The organism is Pseudomonas fragariae (ex Marin et al. 2024), from assembly GCF_059621105.1.
In genome coordinates this window covers 3,677,577-3,701,823 of sequence record NZ_CM184369.1, presented here as the reverse complement: position 1 = coordinate 3,701,823, position 24,247 = coordinate 3,677,577, and the positions used below count along the sequence as shown (strand labels likewise).

Below are 24,247 nucleotides of genomic sequence, written 5' to 3'. Positions count from 1 at the left end.
GGTCACTTACATGGACGTTCACCAACTGGCTCTGCTCGCTCGTCAGCCCTCTGCTGTGCTGGTCGAGCGCCGGGCTTTCTGGGGAATGCCCAAGCGCGGCCTCGCGCTGATTCTCGCCAATGCGATGTTCTGGCAGCCGCTGCTGGTTCAAGCCGAAGGCATCGTGGTCAGCGGCACGAATACCAGCCTGAACCAGGCCGGCAATGGCGTGCCGATCGTCAACATTGCCGCGCCCAATGCCAGCGGTTTGTCACACAACCAGTATCAGCAGTTCAACGTCGACAGCCAGGGCGTCATCCTCAACAACTCCACCAACCAGACCCAGAGCACTCAACTGGGCGGCATCATCGTCGGCAACGCCAACCTGCGCGGCACGGCGGCTAGCACCATTCTCAACGAAGTGGTCGGGGCCAACGCCAGTCAGCTTAAAGGCTATACGGAAGTGGCCGGGCAGGCGGCACGTGTCATCGTCGCCAACCCCTACGGCATCAGTTGCAACGGCTGTGGTTTCATCAATACCCCGCAGGTCACGCTGACCACCGGCAAACCCGTGCTGGATGCCAACGGGCAATTGCAGCGTTTCAATGTGCAGGGCGGCAGCATATCCATCGACGGCGTGGGGCTGAACGCAGACAACGTCGACCAGTTCGACATCATTACCCGTAGCGCGAAGATCAATGCCGAGCTACACGCCAGGCGCCTCAACATCATTGCCGGTCGCAACGATGTCGACGCGCAGACGCTGAATCCCACGGCCTTGCCTGACGATGGCAGCGCCAAACCGGAGTTGGCCGTCGACAGCTCGGCGCTGGGCGGCATGTATGCCGGCGCGATCCGTCTGGTGGGCACCGAGGCGGGTGTCGGCGTCAGGCTGGCCGGTGATCTGGCGGCCAGTGGCGGTGATATCCAGATTGATGCCAACGGCCACTTGAGCATGATGCAGACTGCTGCCAGCGGTGCTGTGGCGGTCAAGGCCAACAGTGCCGAGGTCAACGGGCCGGTCTACGCAGGGTCGTCACTGGGCATGACCACGGCAGGTGATCTCATCACCCGGCAGAACGTCGCCGCGCGCGATGCTCTGACACTTTCCGCAGGCGGCCAGATCAATAACACCGCGGTGATCGAGGCGGGCGTCAATGCCGACAACAGCCGCAATACATCGGGCGATGTGACGCTGTCTGCCAACGGGCTGAACAACAGCGGCAGCATCACCGCCAGCCGCGCCCTGCAAGCCAGCATCAGCCAGACCCTGAACAATCAGGGGGCCACACTGAACGGTCAGTCGAGCACACGCATCGTGGCCACTGCAATCGACAATCGTCAGTCAGGCCGAATTCTGAGCCAGGGCGGCACTGTCGATATCAACGCGTCTCAGGTGCTCAACAGCCAGAGCGGGCTGATCAGCGGCAATGGCACTATGACGATCACTGCGGGCTCTCTGGACAATAGCCAGCAAGGCAAGCTGTTCAGCAGCAGCGCATTGTCCGCCCGTATTTCCGGGCCGTTGCTCAACCAGCTGGGGCTTATCAGCGCCAATGGCGATCTGCTGCTCAACGCGGCAAGCGTGGACAACCGCAGCGCGGAAATCTCCAGTCTCGGCAGCCTGACCTCGACCGTCAGCCAGTTCGACAACCGCGAAAAAGGCCGTCTGCTGGCCAGCGGCGCGCTGCAACTGACCTCTGACCACCTGAACAACCAGAACGGCTCGGTTGCCGGACAGCAAGGTGTACAGCTGAATCTGGGGCAACTGACCAATGCTGGCAACGGTAGTGTCTACGGCAAAAACAGTCTGAGCCTGGCCGTCAGCGGCGCGTTGAACAATGACCAAGGCACACTGCGCAGTGATGGCGCTCTGGATGTGCGTGCAGCGTCTCTGAGTAATAACAGTGGCAGCGCGACCAGTGCCGGTACGGCAACGGTCAGCACAACGGGCGCAGTCGCCAACCGTGGCGGACAGATTCTGAGCGATGCGGGCCTGACGCTTTCCAGCGGCAGTTTGGATAACAGCCAGAGTGGTCGCATTGCCGGCAATGGCGTGGTGCTTACCACTGGCGCTTTCGACAACCATCAGGACGGCCGCCTGACCAGTACCGGCGCGCTTCAACTGAACGCCGGGCGGGTCAACAACAGCGACGCCGGTCGTATCGCCAGCGCCATGGCGCTGACTGCAGTGGTCACTGGCCTGAACCAGACCAACGACGGCCGGCTGTACAGCAACAGCGACGTCAGCCTGGACCTGAGCAATGGCCTGTTGACCAACCAGGCTGGCCAGATCACTGCGCCTGGTCAGTTGCTGCTGAAAAACCTCACGGCGGTCAATAATCAGAGCGGCAAGATTTCCAGCGCCAACAGCTTCACGCTGGCAGCCACTTCGCTGGACAACACCGACGGTTCGATACTCAGCGATAAAGCGCTCGTTGTGCGCATCAATCAGTTGCTGACCAACCTTCGCGGTCTGGTTTCTGCGACCGGTCTTGATCTGACGGCGGGCTCACTGAACAACCGCAATGGCGAAATATCCAGCCTTGGCAGTCTGACGGCCAACGTTGGTCAGTTCGATAACCGTGAAAAAGGCCGCCTGCTGGCCAGTGGCGCGCTGCTGTTGACTGCTGACGGCTTGAACAACCTGAACGGGATCGTTTCCGGTCAGCAGGGCGTGCAACTGAACCTGGGCCAATTGAACAATACCGCTGGGGGCAGCGTTTACGCTAAGGATGCGCTGAACCTGACGCTGGGCGGTGTGTTGCAAAACGATCAGGGCGTATTGCGCAGTGATGGCGCAATGGACCTCAAAGCAGCCGGTCTGGCCAACACCAACGGCAGTGTGAGCAGTGCCGGCACAGGTGCGCTCAATTTCAACGGTGCGGTGGTCAACCAGGGTGGACAGATAGTCAGCGATGCACAACTGACACTCACCAGTGGCAGCCTCGATAACAGCCGGAGCGGTCGTATTTCCGGTAAAGGTCTGGTGCTCGGTACTGGAGTCTTCGACAACCATCAGGACGGCCGCCTGACCAGTACCGGCGCACTCCAGCTGAATGCCGGGCTGGTCGACAACAGTGACGCCGGTCGTATTGCCAGCGCCATGGCTCTGACTGCCGTGGTTACGGGCCTCAATCAGACCAATGACGGGCGCTTGTACAGCAACAGCGATGTCAGCCTGGATATGAGCAATGGCCTGCTGAACAACCAGAGTGGGCAAATAACCGCTCCCGGTCAGCTGCTGCTGAGAAATCTGAACGTCGTCAATAACCAGAGCGGCAAGATCTCCAGCGCCAACGATTTCACGCTGGCAGCGACTTCGTTGGACAACACTGACGGCTCGCTGGTCAGCGACAAAGCGCTGATCGTGCGTATCGCTCAGCTGCTGACCAACCTGCGCGGGCAGATCTCCGCCAACGGCGTCACCCTGAGCGCCGCAGCGTTGGATAACCGCAACGCCGAACTGTCCAGCCTGGGCAGCCTGACGGCCACCATCGGCCAGTTCGATAATCGCGAAAAAGGTCGCCTGCTGGCCAATGGCGCGCTGCTGTTGACCGCGGACGGCTTGAATAACCTGAACGGGATCGTTTCCGGGCAGCAGGGCGTGCAACTGAACCTGGGCCAACTGAACAATACCGGTGGGGGCAGCGTTTTTGCCAAAAGCAGTCTTGGCCTGACCATCAGCGGGGCACTGAACAATGATCAGGGTGTGCTGCGCAGCGACGGTTCACTGACCGGGAGTGCAGCCTCGCTGGCCAACAGCGCGGGCAGTATCAGCAGCGCCGGTGTCGCGTCGATCATTATCAATGACGGCGTCGTCAACCGGGGCGGGCAGATACTCAGCGACGCGCAACTGACACTCACCAGCGCCAGCCTCGATAACAGCCAGAGCGGGCGTATTGCCAGTAAAGGTCTGGTGCTCAGCACCGGAGCCTTCGACAACCATCAGGACGGTCGCCTGACCAGTACCGGTGCACTTCAGCTGAATGCCGGGCTGGTCAACAACAGCGACGCCGGGCGCATCGCCAGCGCCATGGCCCTGACTGCCGTGGTCACCGGCCTGAATCAGACCAACGACGGCCGGCTGTACGGCAACAGCGACGTCAGCCTGGACCTGAGCAATGGTCTGTTGAGCAACCAGAGCGGCCTGATCAATGCGCCTGGCCAGTTGCTGCTGAAAAACCTGAATGTCGTCAACAACCAGAGCGGTGAAATCTCCAGTGCCAACGGTTTTACACTGGCTGCCAACTCGCTGGATAACACGGACGGCTCGCTGCTCAGCGATAAAGCGCTTGTTGTGCGCATCAATCAGTTGCTGACCAACCTGCGCGGCAAGATTTCCGCCAATGGCGTCAATCTGAGTGCTGCAACGCTGGACAACCGCAGCGCGGAAATTTCCAGCCTGAGCACCCTGACTGCCACCATCGACCAGTTCGATAACAGTGCGAAAGGGCGTCTTCTGGCCAACGGCACAATGCTGCTGACCGCCGATAACCTGAATAACCAGAACGGCGTGGTCTCCGGACAGCAGGGCGTCCAGTTGACTCTGGGACAACTGACCAACTCCGGCGGCAGCGTTTATGCAAAAAACACGCTGGGTCTGACGCTGACCGGTGCAGTGAATAACAATCAGGGCGTACTGCGCAGTGACGGCACGCTGGACCTGAAAGCAGCTTCTCTGGCCAACACTGGCGGTCGGGTCACCAGTGCCGGTGTTGCCACGTTGCAAGTCGATGCTGCCGTCGTCAACCAGGGCGGGCAGATCATCAGCGATGCGGGGCTGACGCTTTCCAGCGCCAGCCTGGACAATAGCCAGAGCGGTCGCATTGCGGGCAATGGTGTGGTCCTCACCACTGGCGCTTTCGACAACCATCAGGATGGCCGCCTGACCAGTACCGGCGCACTTCAATTGAATGCCGGGCTGGTCAACAACAGCGACGCCGGTCGTATCGCCAGCGCCATGGCCCTGACTGCAGTGGTCACCGGCCTGAATCAGACCAACGATGGCCGTCTGTACAGCAACAGCGATGTCAGCTTGGACTTGAGCAACGGCGTGCTGACCAACCAGGGCGGTTTGATCAATGCGCCGGGGCGGTTGCTGCTGAAAAACCTCACGGCGGTCAACAACCAGAACGGCGAAATTTCCAGTGCCAACGGTTTCTCGCTGGTGGCCACGTCGCTGGATAACACCGATGGTTCGGTGATCAGCGACAAAGCCTTGATCGTACGCATCGACCAGTTGCTGACCAACCTTCGCGGCCTGATCTCCGCTAACGGTATCCAACTGAGTGCTGCGACGCTGGACAACCGCAACGCGGAACTTTCCAGCCTTGGAGAGCTGACCGCAACCGTCGGCCAGTTCGATAACAGTGGCAAGGGCCGTTTATTGGCCAATGGTGCGTTGCTGCTCAACGCCGACAGCCTTGACAACCAGGGCGCAGGTGCCGTCTCCGGACAGCAGAGCGTGCAGTTGAACGTCGGCCAGTTGACCAACACCGGCAGTGGCAGCGTCTACGCCAAAAACAGTCTGGGCCTGAAAGTCACGGGCGTCCTCAACAACGATCAGGGGGCATTGCGCAGCGATGGCACGCTGGCGTTGAGCGCCGCTTCTCTGGGCAATACTGCCGGCAGCATCACCAGCGCCGGCGCCTCGTCCCTGACGGTCGATGGCCCGGTCGTGAACCATGGCGGGCAGATTCTCGGCGATTCAACACTGGTGCTCACCAGTGGCAGTCTCGACAACAGCCAGAACGGTCGTATTGCCGGCAAAGGGGTAAAACTCGTCACAGGCGCCTTTGACAACCAGCAAGGCGGTCGCCTGACCAGTACCGGAACCCTTAAGCTCGATGCAGCACTGGTGAACAATAGTGATGCCGGTCGTATCGCCAGCGCCATGGCGCTGACTGCCGTAGTCACCGGCCTGAATCAGACCAACGATGGCCGTCTGTACAGCAACAGCGATGTCAGCCTCGATTTAAGCAAAGGCGTGCTGAACAACGACGGCGGTCTGATTACCGCGCCGGGCCAGTTGCTGCTGAAAAATCTCAATGCAGTCAGCAACCGCAGCGGTGAAATTTCCAGCGCCAACGGCTTCACCCTGGCTGCGACGTCGCTGGACAACACCGCTGGCTCGGTGCTCAGCGACAAAGCACTCATTGTGCGTGTCGACCAGTTACTGACCAACCTGCGCGGTCTGGTGTCTGGCAACGGTATCGATCTGACGGCCAATGAGCTGAATAACAACAGCGGCAGCCTGAGCAGCGATGCCGACCTGCTGGTAAACGTCACTGGCAAGCTGTCGAGCCGCAGCGGCGAATTGACCAGCGCCGGTAACACGACCCTCAACGCGCTGAGCCTCGACAATGCTGCTGGCCAGGTCATGGCCGATCAGTTTCTGAAACTGGTGATCACCGAATCCATCGACAATCAGGCAGGAACCCTGGGTGCAGGGCAGGGCATCGACATTCGCGCCGTGAGTCTGGACAACCGTCAGGCCGGTTCGCTAGTTACCGATGGCCAGCTGACTCTGAAACTGAGCGGCGCACTGGACAATCGCACCGCTGGCAGCCTGCAAGCCAAGGGCTTGATGGATGTGTCGAGTCTGACGCTGGATAACCGTGGCGGCCGTCTTGCGGCACAGAATCTCCTGATCGTGCATAGCGACAGCGTCGATAACCGTGGCGGTTCGATTCGTGCCGAAAAAGGCCTGCAGCTGTTCGTCGGCGCCCTCGACAATAGCCAGACCGGCCTGAGCGCCACGCAAAAAGGCCTGATCAACAGCAATGCCGGTCTTGAACTGGTCGGCACGCGTCTGGACAACCAGAACGGTCTGCTCAACGCCGCTGGCCTGATGCAGTTGCAGGTCGACAGCGTTGTCAACGGCAGCGGTCGTATCGCCAGTCAGGCAGACATGGTCGCCAATATCGGCAGTCTGACCCAGCAGGGCGGCGAGCTGGTTGCGCAGGGCAATCTGACCCTGACCGGCAAAACCCTCGACAACCGGTCGGGCGGCCTGGTGGGCTCTACAAAAGCGCTGAAAATCGAGGTTGCCGACATCGACAACAAGGCCGGTGAACTGTCCAGCCAGATCGGTGTGGACATCATTGGTCAGACGCTCGACAACAGCAACGGCGGCAAGGTCCTGGCCGGTACGGCGCTGGGGATGACCGTGGCGCGCGTGATCAACCTGAATAAAGGCCTGTTGTTCGGTAACACCCTGCGTCTCGACGGTACACGCCTGGATAACGCAGGCGGTACGCTGGCCAGCCAGAAGGACATGAACATCAGCCTGTCTGGCGCGCTGGACAACACTGGCGGCCTGCTCAGCAGTGAGTCGGCCATGACGGTCAGCGCTGCTTCCCTGCAAAACGCTTCGGGCAGCCTATCCAGTGCCGATGCCTTGAGCGTCACCACCACCGGCGCTCTGGAGAACCAGGCGGGCTCCGTTACTACCGACGCCACGCTGACACTGACCAGCGCCAGCCTGAACAACAGTCAGGCGGGCAAACTGGCTGGTAAGGGCGCCACGCAGGTCACCACCGGCACGTTCGACAACAGCCAGGGCGGTCGCCTGACCAGCAGCGATACCCTGCGATTGACGGCAGGCAAGGTCGTCAACCAGAGCGCCGGACGTATTGCCAGTGCGCTGGCGTTGACGGCCAGCGTGACCAGCCTCGACCAGCAGAGTGGTGAGCTGTTCAGCAACACCTCGCTGAGCCTCGATCTGAACAACGGCCAGTTGAACAATCAGGGCGGTCTGATCAACGCCCCGGGCGTGTTGCTGCTGAAGAATCTCAACGGCGTGGCCAACCAGAACGGCGAAATTTCCAGTACACAGGCCTTCACCCTGAACGTCGACAGCCTCGATAACAGTGGCGGCAAACTGCTCAGCAATCAGGCCCTGACGCTGATCGTCAACAAGACGCTGAGCAACGTCAAAGGTACGATTTCTGCTGCCGCGCTGAACACTCGCAGCGACAGCCTGGACAACACCGAAGGCTTGATCAGCAGCCGCGCAGCTCTGGACTTGATGGTCAATACCGCCCTGACCAACGTCAAGGGCACGCTGGTCGGCGACGCTGACATGACGCTGAACGCCGCGACCGTGGACAACCGCCTCGGCCAGATCGCCAGCAAACAGAACCTCAACGCACGGATCGGCAGCCTTCTACAGCAGAACGGCCAGATGCTTGCCCAAGGCACATTGACCTTGCGTGGCGACGCGCTGGACAACCGTCAGAACGGTTTCATCGGCGCAACTCAAGCCCTCGATATCAATGTCACCAGCATCGATAACCGTGGCGGTGAACTGTCCAGTCAGGATGAGATGACCCTGACCGGCCAGCAACTGAACAACAGCGACAGCGGTCAGGTGCTGGCGCAGAAAGCCTTGAATCTGAACGTTGCGCAGATCACCAACCGAACGAACGGTCTGCTCTCCAGCCAAGGCGGCTTGACGCTGGTCGGTAGCACCCTGGACAACACCGGTGGTGCGCTCAGTGCCCTCAAAGCCTTGGGTATCGACCTGTCTGCAGCACTCGATAACACTCAAGGCCTGATCAGCAACGAAGATGTCCTGACGGTAAAGACCAGCAGTCTGACCAATACCGCAGGCAGCATTTCCAGCGCTGGAAAACTGACCCTCGACAGCAGCGGGGCAATCAGCAACCAGGGCGGCAAGCTTTTGACCGACGGCGCACTGGACCTGAAAAGTGCCAGTCTTGATAACAGCCAGAAAGGCAACATCAGCGGCAAAGGCCTGCTGACCCTGAAGACCGGGGATTTCGACAACAGCCATAACGGTCGCGTCAGCAGTAGCAATCGCCTGGACCTGACGACCGCACGACTGACCAACAGCACTGGTGGCAGCATCGGCAGCAGCCAGGCACTGACCGCCAGTGTCAGCCGCCTGAGTCAGCAGGGCGGCAGTCTGTTCAGCAACACCTCCTTGAGCCTGGACCTGAACAACGGCCAGCTGGACAACCAGGGCGGTTTGATCAACGCGCCGGGCGCACTGCTGCTGAAAAACGTCAACGAGGTTCTGAACCAGAACGGTGAAATCTCCAGCGCTCAGGCATTTACCCTCAACGCCCAGCAACTGGATAACAGCGGCGGCAAACTGCTCAGCAATCAACTGCTGACCCTGCGCATCGCCCGTGAGCTGACCAACGTCAAAGGCATGATCGCCGCTGCCGGTGTCGATGCCACTGCCAATACGCTCGATAACACGGGCGGTACGCTGACCAGTCGTAACAACCTGGACCTCACCGTCACCGGTGCGCTAACCAACCGCGACAAAGGCCTGATCAATGCTACTCAGGCGCTCAAGGTGGGCGCGGCCAGCCTCGATAACCAGAGCGGTCAGGTGTTGGGCGGCACCAGCCTGATCCTCAACGCTACATCGATCAACAACACCGCGAAGGGCCTGATCAACAGCACCGGCACCCTGAACCTGACTGCCGGCAGTCTCGATTCCGGCAACGGCGGCGAAGTGTCGGCCACACGTGACATGACCCTGGTCCTCAACGCACTGTCGCTCAACGGCGGACGCGTGATGGGCGATGCCGCGCTGTCCATCGACATGCAAGGCAGCGATCTCAATAACCTCGGCGGTTTGATCACGGCAGACGGTTCGCTGACCCTTAACCGTATTCGCGACCTGAATAACCAGTCTGGCGAGGTCTCCAGCGCGCAGAGTTTCAGGTTCGATGGCCGCACCCTCAATAACAGTAGCGGCAAGCTGATCAGCAGCAACGTGCTGACAGTCAACGCGACCAACCTGCTCAATCAGAAGGGCCTGATTTCCGGCTGGCAGGGTCTGAACGTCTCCGGTAACCGCCTCGACAACCGCAACAACGGCACCTTGTCCAGCCGCAACGGCAACCTTGTTACAACCCTGACCGGTGAATTGCTCAACGGCGGCAACGGTGCGTTGGTCAGCCAGAACACGCTGAGCGTTACCGCTGACAGTCTCGACAACAGCGGCGGCATCCTCTCCAGCGGCGCCGGTCAGACGCTCACCGTAGCCGGCCTGCTGAACAACAGCCAGAACGGCCTGATCGACAGTGGTGCCGGGCTGACCATCAAAGCCAATGCCCTGAACAACGCGGCCGGTAACCTGACGGCCCAGCAGGGTTTCAACTTCGAAGGCAGCAGCCTCGACAACAGCGCCGGTAACCTGAGCAGCAAGGGCGAGATGACGCTCGACCTGCTGGGTAGCCTGACCAACACCAGCGGCAAGCTGGCCAGCGGCGGTAACCTGCTGTTGCGGCGCAGCACTGCGATCAACAACCAGGCCGGGCAACTGATCAGCCAGAGCCTGATGACCCTCAACACGTCCGGGCAACTGGACAACCGTAACCGCGGCACAATCGCAGCCAACAACACACTGACTGTAGTCGCGGGTGGCAGTGTCCTCAACGATGCCGATGGCTTGATCTATAGCCAGAGCGCCGATGCACATTTGAATGCAGCGAGCCTGTCCAACGTTCGCGGCGCGGTACAGAGCGTCGGCGCACTGAGCGTCGATGTCGCGGGTACCGTCGACAACCAGAATGGTCGGATCATCGCGCAGAACGGTGACCTGAACCTGAGCGGCGCCAACCTCTACAGTCAAGGCGGAGTGCTGTCCAGCCTGCAAGGTCTGTTTACCGCTAACGTGAGCGGCGTGCTGAAAAACGGCTATGACGCCAACCGCCAGGGCGGCGTCATCCAGGCGCAGCGCCTCAACCTGACCGCGCTGGGCGGCTTCGACAACTACGGCGGCCGAGTCTCCGCGCGCGGCGGCGAAGCGCTGATCACTACCCCTGGCTTCGACAACCGCAACGGCGGCCTGTACGCCAAAGGCCTGGTGCGGGTCAACGGTGGCAACTTCGACAACAGTGGCGACAACGACGGCCAGATCGCTGGCGGCCAGGTCGAACTGAACCTGAGCGGCGCGCTGAACAACCGCTTCGGCATCATCGAAAGCGACAGCACCCTGGCTGTGACCGCTGCCAGTCTGGACAACCAGACCGGGCAACTGCGCGCGCTGGGCGGTGGCGGCGCCACAAACTTCCAGATCGGCAACCTGTTCGACAACCGCAACGGCACCCTGGAAAGCGCCAACAGCGACCTGATCCTCAATGCGGGCAGCTTTCTGAATGGGGGCGGGTCGTTGTTGCATACGGGTAATGGCACGTTTGATATTTCTACGGCCAACCTGACCAATGCTGGCGGCAGCATTGTTACCCGCGGTGGTTTGACACTGAGTGCTGATAGCTGGACCAACAGTAACGTCATCCAGGCCGGGCGCTTCACCGTCAACGTCAATAACTTCAGCCAGACCGCCAGCGGCCAGTTGCTGGCATCGACCAGCCTCGTCGGTAACGGTGGCAATTGGAATAACGATGGACTGATCGCCAGCGACGGCTCGCTAAGCCTCAACCTCGGCGGTACATACGGCGGCAATGGCCGTCTCAGCAGCCTAGGAACGCTCGGACTGAGTGCGGCACAAGTGAACCTGAGCGCCGCTTCGACCATATCCGGCGGCGGTGAAACCTCGGTGACCATGGGGGGGCAACTGAACAATGCCGGTCGCCTGACCTCGGCGACTAACCTGACCATCAACGCGGGGAGCATCAACAACCAAGGCACGCTGGGCAGCGGTCAGGCGCTGACCGTGAACACTGGCTCGCTGGTCAATGACCGTGGGCTGATCTTCAGTGGCAACAACATGAGCCTGCGTGTCAGTTCGCTGAACAACAGCTACGCCAACATCTACAGCCTGGGCAATCTCACGGTTGACCGTAACGGGCAAGGCGCGCTTGCCGACAGCATCGTCAACAGTTCTGCGTCGATACAAAGCGACGGCAGCATGAGCCTCGCGGCGAGCACAATACAAAACGTCCGCGCCCTGTTGACGACCAGCAATGGCGGTATCTATACCGCCAGGATTGATGAGGGGGCGTGCAATCGCGAGTTTTATAACAACGACTGCGGCGGTGGCAAAGCAACTCATACCTGGGAAATAACCCAGCGTGAAAAGCTTGAAGTGACCGCAGCCAGTGCTGCGTCCGGCATTACCGCTGGCGGTAATCTGAACATCAACGGCGGTGATCTGTTCAACCAAAGCAGCACCATCGTCACCAGCGGTAACCTCAACGCTACGCTGAACAACCTGAACAACACCGGCATAGAGGCCAGCGACACCGAAACAGTGCGCGTGTACCGCAGCGCCCGTACTAGCAACGCCGGGGCCTGGACCAACGCCGCAAGCGACTTCACTGAAAAGTACTGGTTTACCAGCAGCGGTTATAACGCCAACAACCTCAGCGGCCTGGAACCGGCAATGGCGGACTTCATCGCCATCACCGAGACAGAGATGCCTGAGTTCCGCAAGGTCACTCAGCTGTCAACCGGCGACCAGAGCTATGCCGCCATTATCCAGGCCGGCGGCGCGGTAAACGTCAACGCGAGCAAGAACATCGGCAACAACGTCGTACGCGCTGGTTACAGCTACGTGAGCGGCGGTTCTCGCACTGACACCAATGCGCCGGGCAGTCAATTCTCCACACGCATTACTGTCAATCAGCAACTGCCGCCAGACCTGGCCCAACAACAAGTCAATCCTTTGAGCCTGCCAGGCTTCAGCCTGCCGACCGGGCAGAACGGCCTGTTCCGCCTGAGTGGCCAGACCGGCACCGCAGCCACTGTCGCTCAACCTGTAGGCCTGCCGCAAAGCTGGACAATGGGCAGCGCAGCGGTGTCCGTCGCGCAACGAGAGCACACCGTTTCAGACGCACAGGCAAGCACCATCCAGATTGGCTCGGTGGGCCAGATATCCAACGCCACCCGCCAGCTTGCTTCCGTCACACGGCAAAGCGCAGGCGTAAGCGCCAATGCAACTGCTTTTGATACCAGCGCTCCAGGTGCCGCACCTATTGGTGGGCTAGTGCTGCCAAGCCATACCTCTGATTCCGCAGGTGTCACCAGCGTCGGCAGCGTGACCGGCATTGCGACGGGCAATCAGGGCAGCGGCGTATTGTTGCCTGTCCAGAATGCAGGATCGACGACAGGTGTTGCGGCTATCACCGCCATTTCTTCCGGTAACTCTGCCGCTGAAAACGCTGGAATGGTGCAGGGCACCCAGGTCAACAAGGCCGGTCAGATTGTAAATGGTACGCAAGGTAGCTTGGTCGGCGTTGTCAATCAGGCTACGACCGGTGCCCAGTCAGGCGCGACTGCTGCAGTCACCCAGGTGGTTGTAAGTGCTCAAGGCGGAACGGTCATTGCACCGGTTCGCAGCGCTGTGGCTGCTCCGGTCAGTCCTGTCACTGCTGCTGTTCTAAACCCTGTCACGACCACGCCTGCTTCAAACGCTATCACTCAGCCCGCCACAGTGGCGCAGGCCAGCGCTATTACGCCGCTCGTTTCGGCGGCAGCGCAAACGGTGACCCGAGTGGAAGGCCTGCCCACCAGCAATTTCGTCTCCAAGCCGCAAAAATACCTGATCGAAACCAACCCGGTCCTCACCGAACTCAAGCAGTTCATGAGTTCGGATTACCTGCTTGCAGGTCTGGGCTACGACCCGGAAGTCAGCGCCAAGCGCCTGGGCGATGGCTTGTATGAGCAACGCCTCGTCCAGCAAGCAGTCGTGGCTCGCACCGGTCAGGCCTTCATCGATGGGCAAACCTCCAACGAGGCTCAATTCAAGTACCTGATGAACAACGCCATCGCCAGCAAGCAACAGTTGAACCTGGCTGTGGGCGTATCGCTGAGTTCACAACAAGTCGCAGCGCTGACCCATGACATCGTCTGGCTCGAAGAGCATGAAGTGAATGGCGAAAAAGTGCTGGTGCCGGTGCTGTATATGGCTCAGGCCGACAATCGCCTTGGTCCGACCGGGGCATTGATTGCGGGTAACGACGTCTCGCTGATCGCGGGGCAAAACCTCGACAACGTCGGCACTTTGCGAGCGGCCAATAACCTGTCGGCTGCTGCTGGAAATGATCTGGTCAACAGCGGCCTGATAGAAGCTGGCAACCGTCTGGACCTGCTGGCAGGTAATGACCTGATCAACAAGTCCGGGGGCATTATCGCCGGACGTGATGTGACATTGACCGCCCTGCGCGGCGATGTCATTAACGAGCGCACGGTGACCAGCCATCAGAGTGCTGCGGATGATGCGACTTGGCGTAAGGACTTCGCTGACAGCGCGGCACGTATCGAAGCGGCTAACGACATGTCCCTGCAAGCGGGTCGTGACGTGAAAAACACCGGCAGCGTGTTGCAGGCCGGTCGTGACTTGAGCATCTCTGCGGGCCGTGACGTCGCTATCGACTCGGCCCAGACCGAGAACGGCCAAACACGCGGCGCGAACTCCAGTAACTCCAGCATCACGCAACTGGGCTCCACGGTCAGCGCCGGACGCGACCTGACGGCCCAGGCCGGCCGCGACATCAACGTCATCGCCAGCAGCATCGACGCCAAACGCGACATCGCCATGGCCGCAACCGAAAACCTGACCCTGTCCTCGGCGGCTGACGAGCAGCATTCCTACGGTAAGAGCAAGAAGGTGACCGAGCAGGAAGATCATGTCAGCCAGGTGTCTGCGGACCTGAAGGCGGGCGGCAGTGTGGCTTTGCAGGCTGGGCAGAATCTCGACATTATCGCCAGCCGCATCAATGCAGGGAGCAACATTGCGCTTGATGCAGCGCACGACTTGACCATTGCATCAGCTCAGGACGAAAGCTCGTATTTCTATGCCAAAAAGAGCAAAGGTTCTTTCGGACGCAGTAGCAGCAAACAGCAGGAAAGCTACGAAAGCAACAACGTTGCGTCGGTCATCAATGCAGGGCAAGACCTCACCATCAATACCACCAAAGCTGCTGACGGCAGCATCAGCATCGACGGTGGGCATGATGTCAGTGTCATTGGCAGCCGTCTTTCGGCAGGCAATGACCTGGTTCTCGGTGCCACTAACGATGTGACCGTACTCTCTGGTGTCGATGAGCAGGGTGCTTACAGCCAGAAAAGTAAATCCGGCTCTTTTGGCGTGTCCAAAAGCGGAAAAAGCGAGCTGAAGACCAGCGCTACTCAAGTCGCCAGTGAACTGAGTGCCGGCAACGATGTGGTAGTGGCTTCAGGCAAGGACATCACGCTGCGCGCCAGCAACATTGATGCAGGCAATGATGTGGACCTCAGAGCCGGTCTGGTGGATAAAACCGGCGACATCAATCTACTCTCGGCCAACGACGAAGCTTCCAGCCACAGCGACGAGTACAAGAAGAAAACCGGTCTTTCAGTGTCTGGCGGATTCCTGTCCATCTCGTCGGCTAAAGAAGCTGGTGGCCAAGCGCAGAGCAGCACTAGTGTAGGCAGCCAGATCAACGCTGCAGGCAATGTAAGTCTGCAGACCGAGCGCGATATCAACATTGTCGGCAGCGGCGTCAACGCAGGCGCGAATGTCAGTCTGAACGCGGGTCAGGACGTCAACATTCTTGCCGCTCAGAGCTCCCAGTCCAATCAGGACTGGGAGAAGAACAGGCAGTCGGGTATCGGCGTGTCCTCTAACGCCAACGGCGTGACCTTCTTTGCAGGCGTTGATCGCACCAAGGAGAAGAACCGCCTTGAGCAACAGAGCGCTGCCGCCAGCCAGGTACGCGCAGGCGAAGACCTTACAGTCAATGCCAAGCGCGACATCAATCAGGTAGGTTCTGACCTTCAGGCGCTCAATGACATCAATCTGACCGCCGGGCGCAATATCAAGATTGATACTACGCGTGAATCTCAAACGGTCGAGCAACAGCGCGAAAATTCGCGTAATGGTCTGAGTGCGAGCATTGATCACAACTATGGCAGCACCAAGGACGCCATCAGCGGCGCAGGCAAGGGTGAGGACGCTACGAGCAAGGGGTCTAGCACGCTCAAGGCAGTAGACAGCACCTCGCAGTTCCTGTCTGGCCCGACGGGCGATGGAAAGTTCGGTAACAGCAAGCAGGGCACCAGCCAGCAAGTGGTCGAAACGACCAACCGCGCCTCGACGCTGGACGCTGGCAACAACCTGAACATCTCCGCGAGCAACGACGTTCAGATCAGCGGCGGTCAATTGCAGGCTGGCCGCGACATCAACATCAAAGGCCGGGATGTCACGCTTGATGCCGCCAAAGGCAGCTACAGCCAGGAAACCAGCGAGCAGAAAAGCTGGAGTGGTATCCACGGCAGCAGCAGTGGCGGGTTCAAACTCGGCGTGGGTGGCAGCAGCGGCATCGCCAAAGGTGATCAGAGTCAGGAGGCCTCGACCGTTACTACGTTGCAGGCAGGTCGTGACGTCACCATCAAGGCCAGCAATGACCTCAACCTGATCGGCACGCAGGCTCAGGCAGAGCGAAACATCAATCTGAATGCCGGCAACACCCTCAATATCAAGGCAGCACAGAACGACAGCTCCACCGAAAACACCCGTAAAAATGGCGGCGGGGAAGCCGGTATCGCCATCGGTCCGGGAGGCATCGGTGTTTACGCCAGCGTCAACATCGGCAAAGGCGACCTGGAGCGCGAGGGCAAACAGCAGCAGGAAGCGTACCTTTACGCCGGTAATCACCTCGGTTTCACCAGCGGCCAGGACACCAACATTGCCGGTGCAACACTGCGCGGCAACGACGTGGTCGGACGCGTAGGCCGCGACCTCAATGTCACTTCCCTGCCAGATACCGGCAAGGCACAAGGTAAGGAATTCGACCTCAGCGCGACCGTTGTAGTGGGCTTTGGCGGCAGTGTCAGCGGCTCGGTCGGGTACGGTCAGACCAACGGCTCCAAGAACTGGATCGAGGAACAGACCCGCATCACGGCCAAAGACAAGGTCGACATCCGCACCGAGAACCACACCCAGCTCGACGGCGCATTGATCGCTTCCGACAGCGGCAACCTCAAGCTGGACACCAACACGCTGGGCTACAGCGACATCGCGGGCAAGGACAAGGAGCACGGTTACTACCTGAACGTCGGGGGTTCGTACGGCACTGGCAGCAGCACTACGCAGGACTCAAGTCAGGTAGGCAAGGGCGACAACCAGAAAAACGGCTGGAGCGTCGAGGGCTGGAACTACAACAAGGATCGTGAGCAGATCGTCCGGGGCACCGTGGGCGCAGGCGATGTGGTGGTGCGCAGTGATACGGGTGGCAAGGACTCTGCCGCTGGGTTGAATCGTGATGTCGACAAGGCATACGAGATCACGCGTGATGACGAGCACCGGACTGATGTGTATGTGACGAAGAGTTCGGTGGAGGCGGTTAGCCAGCCGGTAGACACTGCCAAGCAGTGGGCAAACCAACTCCTTACTTACAACGAAACTGCCAGGCAAAACTATGAAGAGGCTTCCCGTGGTCTGACCCGTGCTGTCAACAAGATCGAGAGCACCTTGGGCCGCAAGATGGATGCGGGTACTGCCAGTCTGATGGGGGCTGATTTTGCTGAAAACACCTTGGACTCGTTGCTTCAGGGTGGGATGACGCGCAGTCAGGCGATGAAGACAATGGCCGACCCTGCGTTTCAGGAAACGGTCGTGGCCGAAATTGCGCGCCTTGCCGGGATCGACCTGACATCGGTCCAAGTTCTTGATCAGACGCTTCAGACGGACAACAAGGCTAACAGCCCAGGATCAATCGAGTTACCTGCCACTCCTGTCAATGCGAGCAATGCAGAAAAGCTTACTGTTGCTCAAGAAACGCTACGATCGATGGCTTCGATCAACCAATACATCCAGGAGCATCCAGATCAGCAGGAGGCTGTGAGTGTGTTGGTGGCAGTGGCGCAGGGGCCTAAAGGTCTTGTGCAACTGGCGGTTTACAACGCGGTTTCCGAGACGCCGTTGGGTGAGGCGCTGAACCAGAAGATTGCGGAGTACAGCGGAGCGCTGGGCAAGCAGGTAGCGGATAGCATCGAAGGTATAGCTCTCAACGAAAAGGATAGCTTTGAAGGTTCGTTGATAGGCGGCGGACAATTTATGGCGGCCATCTTGACAGGGGTGGTTCAAGGCCGTAAACCTAAAGCTGATCGTACCTCTGTGTCGGTAAAGCAAAGTGAAAGCAGTTCCGGGCGCAATGAAAAGCCGTCGAAGGTTGAGGAGGGTGAGGTAGGTACATATGGGGAAACCGCCCCAAGAAGTGTTGGAGACGGTTTGACTCCAGACCATATTCCGTCCTTTGCTGCGGTTAAAGATGCATTGCGTAGGCAGGGTGTAGAACTAAGCGATTCAGAGTTAAAAGCGCTTCGAAATAACACTAATTGTGTAGTTGTTAAGACCTGCAGTCACATCGTTGAATCTCGCACATTTGGTGGTAGGAATAGCAAAGAAAAAATTGCTACCGATGGCTCTGATCTTTATAAAGCAGCTGAAGCGGATCTAGATACATGGATGCCTGTTTGGAAAAGAGAAGGGTGGTCTCAAGCGAAAATCGAAGAAACTCGTAGTAGTGTTCATGTTTTTAATAAGAAATTATTTGATGATATGGGAATAAAGTATGAACCCTGATATGCAATTGAATCGGAAAATCGAAGAGGTTTTTCTTGAGTGTAAGAATATTTTCCCGATTGTTGAGTATTCAAAAGTCGAGGGTGATCAATTTTTGAAAATCCCTGAGAGTGGAATATACTTTCAATCGTCTGATGATGGTTTTATAGAAGCTTATCGTGTTTACTGCGTGCGGTTTGATGGCTATTTTCCGGCTGATCCTGAGTTAAAAGGTAAGTACTTTAATATTAAATCAGGTGCAGATGCTCTTCGTGAGTTGGGTGAGCCTTTAAGGAATATACCGTCTATACGAATACCTGGAGTAGCACCTACATCTCCAGGGTATCAGTTTGTTGCTGATGTGGGTTTTGTCAGTTTTTATTATGACCCTGATACGGATATTATAAGATTTTTCCATGTGAGGGTTGGTGGGTAGTTCGGTATAGAGGGTTTGATTTCTCGGTTATTATTCGAAGTAATAGAAGGCCTCACTGTTCCCAGCAAAGCTATAGGTTTTTCACTGACATTAATGTCAGGTGAGCAAAGTCGATAACGACACAAACGAGTGGAGCGTCCTCACCGAACTCAAGCAGTTCATGAGCTCGGACTACCTGTTGGCCGGTCTGGGCTACGACCCGGAAGTCAGCGCCAAGCGCTTGGGCGACGGCTTGTATGAACAGCGCCTCGTCCAGCAAGCAGTCGTGGCCCGCACCGGCCAGGCGTTCATCGATGGACAGACCTCCAACGAGGCGCAGTTCAAGTACCTGATGAACAACGCCATCGCCAGCAAGCAGCAGCTGAACCTGGCGGTCGGCGTATCGCTGAACTCACAACAAGTCGCAGCGCTGACCCATGACATCGTCTGGCTCGAAGAGCATGAAGTGAATGGCGAAAAAGTGCTGGTGCCGGTGCTGTATATGGCTCAGGCCGACAATCGCCTTGGTCCGACCGGGGCATTGATTGCGGGTAACGACGTCTCGCTGATCGCGGGGCAAAACCTCGACAACGTAGGCACCTTGCGAGCGGCCAATAACCTGTCGGCGGCTGCTGGAAATGATCTGGTCAACTCCGGTCTGATAGAAGCTGGCAACCGTCTGGACCTGCTGGCAGGTAATGACCTGGTCAACAAGTCCGGGGGCATTATCGCCGGACGTGATGTGACATTGACCGCCCTGCGCGGCGATGTAATTAACGAACGCACGGTGACCAGCCATCAGAGTGCTGCGGATGATGCGACCTGGCGTAAGGATTTCGCTGACAGTGCGGCACGCATTGAAGCGGCTAACGACATGTCCCTGCAAGCGGGTCGTGACGTGAAAAACACCGGCAGCGTGTTGCAGGCCGGTCGTGATTTGAGCATCTCTGCAGGCCGCGACGTGGCTATCGACTCGGCCCAGGCCGAGAAAGGCCAGACACGCGGTGCGAACTCCAGTAACTCCAGCATCACACAACTGGGCTCCACGGTCAGCGCCGGTCGCGACCTGACGGCCCAGGCCGGCCGCGACATCAACGTCATCGCCAGCAGCATCGACGCCAAACGCGACATCGCGATGGCCGCAACCGAAAACCTGACCCTGTCCTCGGCGGCTGATGAACAGCATTCCTACGGCAAAAGCAAGAAGGTGACCGAGCAGGAAGATCATGTCAGTCAGGTGTCTGCGGACCTGAAGGCGGGCGGCAGTGTGGCTTTGCAGGCTGGGCAGAATCTGGCCGTGATCTCCAGCCGTATTACCGCTGGGAAAGAAGCGTATCTGGTTGCGGGTGAGAATCTGGACATTCTTGCTGCGCAGGACAGTGATTATTCGCTGTACGACATGAAGAAAAAAGGCAGCTTCGGCGCGAAGAAAACCCAGCGTGACGAAGTGACTGATGTGAAAAACATCGGTAGCGAAATTACTACCGGTGGTGATTTGCTGCTGTCGAGCGGAGGCGATCAGAAGTACCAGGCCGCGAAGCTGGAGAGCGGTAAGGACCTGACGATTCAAAGTGGTGGTGCGGTTACGTTTGAGGGCGTGAAGGACCTGCATCAGGAGAGTCATGAGAAAAGTGATAACAACGCCTTTTGGGTTTCCTCCAAAGGTAAAGGTAATACCGACGAGACCTTACGCCAGAGCGAATTGGTTGCCGCCGGTGAAGTAACCATTAGAGCCGTCAATGGATTGCAGATCGATATCAAGCAGGTTGATCAGCAAACGGTCACCCAGAGCATTGATGCTATGGTCAAGGCCGATCCGCAACTAGCCTGGCTCAAGGATGCTGAAAAACGCGGTGACGTGGACTGGCGGCAGGTGAAGGAAATTCACGACTCCTTCAAGTACAGCAACTCCGGTCTTGGTCCAGCCTCGCAAATTATCATCGCGATTATCATGGCTGCTGTTATGGGGCCTATGGCAATGAGCGCGGTAGGTGCATCGACAGGGGCTGCAGTCACAGCCGGAACGATGAGTGCAGGTACGGCGACGTTTCTCTCTGCGGGCGCAGGCGCTATTGCGGCTGGAGCCGCTACCAACGCAACGGTCAGCGTTATTAATAACCGCGGAAACCTTGGGGCGGTATTTAAAGATGTAACTTCATCCGATGCCATAAAAGGGTATGCCATCTCAGGCGTGACGGCGGGTCTGACGGCTGCGTATTTTGATGGTTTGACGGGTACTCATACTGATATCGCTTCCAGGAAAATCATTGGCCCAGAGCTCTTCACCTTGACTGGCGTTGGAAAATTCGCCGCTAATCAGGTTCTCCAAAATGGGACCTCAGCCATTTTGGGTAAAGCGCTGGGGACGGCGGGGAGTGGCAGTGATGCGCTCAAAACCGCGCTATTCAATACCTTGGCGGCAGCAAGTTTCAATGCAGTGGGCGACTATACCCGCGGCACATTCGCGGATGGCACGCCCTCCAAGGTCATTATTCACGCAATGGTGGGGGGGCTGCTGTCAAAGGCTACAGGCGGAGACTTCAGAGCGGGTGCGTTGGCTGCAGGTGCTAACGAAGCCTTGGTTGTGCACCTGAATAGTCTGGTCAATGGTAATGAAAACTTACTGACCATGAGTTCTCAGATAGTAGGCGCCTTGGCCGCTGCCACTCAGAAAGACGCTGATGCCAACTCGATTGAAAAAGGTAGTTGGATAGCCAAAAACGCGACGCAATACAATTTCTTGAATGACCATGACATCAAGGAAAGAAACAGCGCACGAGAAGCTTACGAAAAAGATCAGGGGATTGAGGCTGCGAGAAAGCTGGTATCACTCGAGAAGTCGGATCAGCGCAGTAACAATTTGTTGGACGCCTACAAAGCCAATCCCGAGTCTTTGACCAAGGCTGATTTGTCAGAGTTGCAAGCCTATCTTCAGGTATACGCCTATGAGCTGACAAAAGATGTTGGTCAAGAGCAGGCGCAGGCAAGGCTGACCAATCTCCTGCAAAGCACCACGCCTGCGACTCAGGGCTTCTCCTACGCAGGCACGACCGAAGCCAAAAACGCCTACAGCGACGCTGCACGAGCTGAGCTTGATGGCGTATTCGCCCAGTTGAGCTGGTCCCGGACCAAGACTGCCGAGGAGCAGATCTACGCTAACGCAAAAGGCACTCTGCTGGTCAACAATGAGCAGCAAGGGTTGGCGAATATTGGCGGTCCTGCTATATATGCCTTGTCAGGGCCGCTGGGAATTGGAATCCGGGGCATTGCTGCGATCAACGGCGCCGCGCAATTTAAATATGGCGTAGGGCAGGCGGTCGATGGCGATACGTGGAATGCGGTAGGCAACATGGTGGTCGGTTCCCTCGAAGTGATGGGGGGGCTGAGTGCAAAAGCTGCGGTAGGTGGGCAAAGGAGCGAGCCATTAGGACAAGGTGCAAAAGCAACTGGCGGAGCGATAGACCGTGCTACTACTGGGATTGAGTGGGGTAAGGGTATCCAAGGACAGGGCATGCCTTGGGAGGATTACCTTGGGACGCAACTGCCAGCTGGCTCTCGACTACCCCCAAACTTTAAGACATTTGACTTTTTTGATAGAACGACCGGTGTTGCGACTAGTGCAAAAACACTTGATACGACCACTGCGGCTAAAATGGCCAATCCGAGCCAGGTATATTCATCACTCAAAGGAAATATTGATACCGCCGCAGGATTTACTGAGTACGGTTTGAAAGACGTAACAGTATCCTCTAGTCAAATTACTAGTCGTGAATTGCAAGTGGCAGTTCCAAAGGCTACGACGAGTGCTCAGTGGGATCAAATTAATAGAGCTATTGAGTATGGTCAGAACAAAGGCGTTACGGTGAAAATTACCAAGGTAGATTAAGATGAGTGATGTCGTAAAAACAGCTTGGGCAGATGCGAAAATGAATAAAGATTTCATTTCCGTAAAAACTTTTTCTGGCTATCGAAGTAGCCAAGCAGATCCGCAAGGTGTGGAGTATTTTTTCAGCCCTGACGCTGCCGATAAAGAGCTAGGCCTTGCTGTGCTTGACGCCTTGGCTCATAGCCGATTTGTGCTTCCCGAGCCGCGAAAGGATGTTTGGATTCATCCTGAAGCTACTTTTGATATGGAACTCTACGACTACAATCTGACCAATCAACGATATGATCAATGGGTTGGCAACACTTTGGAGCGCTATGGCTACAAGACCAAGCGTGCATTATTTAAAGATATGAAAAAATGCAGTATCGAAAGTAAGAGTGATCAGATCACTATTCGCCCCAGCCATCACGAAAAGCTAGAAGCCTGGAGTGGTAAGGGTATAAGTGAGAGTAACTATGTCACTATCCCCAGCGGTAGTAGCCCTTCTGATATAGGTGCGGCCCTGCGCTTGGCTTTTAGTCGGTGCACCTAATGTGTAGGGGTTCGAGTTGATCTGACACCGGCCTCGTGCCGGTGTTGTTTTATCTGCTTACTGCAAAACCTCCCGTCCGTCGCTGCTCGCTTTAGTCGTGGCCTAAGCGATCAGGGCATCAAGCATCTGCGCAACGAATTTCTGTTGACTCTTGGGTAGTTGGTCAATGGCCTCCAATTGTTTAGATAATCGCCGAATTCTAGCTGAATCTGCAGACAGCGTGCCCATCAAAATCGTTCCCGCCATCGAGGCCGAAATAGCCAAGGAAATTGGAAGGAAGATGACTACACCAAACAACGGTTCTATAATTTGTATTCGCGGGGTTTGTAAATAGGTGACTTATGGATTTAGATAAGGTGATTGAGAGCGTTAAAACAAGAGATGAGTTTGCAGATTTTATTTGTGGGCTTAGGGAGGATTTGGAGTTGAATTCAGGTGAATGGGAAAACCCTACGCTGGAAAGGTTTTTGGATGCAATGGAAGCTTGAGTTCGAGCAATGAATTTCTATGCACTTAACTCTGGAGATGAGGAAGCCCTCATCCCTAGTTGGCAGACATTTGCAAAAATATTGTTTGCATCTAAGATTTACGAATAGTATTAGCGTTTTAGGTGAAAAAGCAAAAGTCAGCTCTCCGTTAAAGCTTGGCGAAACCAACGTGATCAGCGATGTCAGCATGACTCGTGTAAAGGTGGATGTCTCCTGATGAGCTGGCGCAGATGCAAAATACAAATAAAGTGGTGCAAGGCTGTGGAGGACAAACCTTTATCTCGACTAATGGCATCGCCGACTTTAAAGCGGCTGCACCCAAAGGCTCTGTCTATGTTGAATTTGCTGTTCCAGCTAATAGACTGTTTCAAGGCGGGAAAGATGGCTGGTCTAAAATGATTGGCCCTGATGCAGGTAAGTCACAATAGTTCTTGCTTAATAAGTAGGGTGGCGA

General features: G+C 57.3%; 5 protein-coding genes and 1 pseudogene. All 6 read left to right on the top strand.

The features are described from left to right. Positions 1 to 10: 10 nt before the first annotated feature. The 6 genes and pseudogenes from AC54XV_RS15820 to AC54XV_RS15795 all read left to right on the top strand — a co-directional run bounded on the left by AC54XV_RS15820 (position 11) and on the right by AC54XV_RS15795 (position 24,221). Entirely contained in the window at positions 11 to 18,493 is an 18,483-nt protein-coding gene (locus AC54XV_RS15820; RefSeq protein WP_496717055.1) for a hemagglutinin repeat-containing protein, read from the top strand. Beyond that, positions 18,483 to 18,908, top strand: coding sequence for a hypothetical protein (locus AC54XV_RS15815; RefSeq protein ID WP_058398226.1), 426 nt, complete (start codon positions 18,483 to 18,485; stop codon positions 18,906 to 18,908). Before AC54XV_RS15820 ends, AC54XV_RS15815 begins: the two co-directional genes overlap by 11 nt. Before the next feature lie 100 nt (positions 18,909 to 19,008). Next, a complete protein-coding gene (locus AC54XV_RS15810) occupies positions 19,009 to 22,773 on the top strand; it encodes an endonuclease toxin domain-containing protein (protein ID WP_496717054.1) in 3,765 nt (1,254 codons plus the stop codon). A gap of 1 nt (position 22,774) precedes the next feature. Further along, complete coding sequence (locus AC54XV_RS15805) at positions 22,775 to 23,305, top strand: contact-dependent growth inhibition system immunity protein (protein ID WP_058398227.1); 531 nt, start codon at positions 22,775 to 22,777, stop codon at positions 23,303 to 23,305. Positions 23,306 to 23,646: 341 nt separating this feature from the next. Then, positions 23,647 to 23,901, top strand: a pseudogene (locus AC54XV_RS15800) (DUF7660 family protein). A gap of 98 nt (positions 23,902 to 23,999) precedes the next feature. Continuing rightward, on the top strand, positions 24,000 to 24,221 hold the full coding sequence (locus tag AC54XV_RS15795; RefSeq protein ID WP_129449354.1) for a TreTu family toxin: 222 nt from the start codon (positions 24,000 to 24,002) through the stop codon (positions 24,219 to 24,221). The last annotated feature ends 26 nt before the right edge of the window (positions 24,222 to 24,247 follow it).

What these genes read in the sequence shown, in the direction of transcription:
- AC54XV_RS15820 (WP_496717055.1), top strand. Translation starts at nt 11, where the DNA reads ATGGACGTTCACCAACTGGCTCTGCTCGCTCGTCAGCCCTCTGCTGTG.
- AC54XV_RS15815 (WP_058398226.1), top strand. Translation starts at nt 18,483, where the DNA reads ATGAACCCTGATATGCAATTGAATCGGAAAATCGAAGAGGTTTTTCTT.
- AC54XV_RS15805 (WP_058398227.1), top strand. Translation starts at nt 22,775, where the DNA reads ATGAGTGATGTCGTAAAAACAGCTTGGGCAGATGCGAAAATGAATAAA.
- AC54XV_RS15795 (WP_129449354.1), top strand. Translation starts at nt 24,000, where the DNA reads ATGTCTCCTGATGAGCTGGCGCAGATGCAAAATACAAATAAAGTGGTG.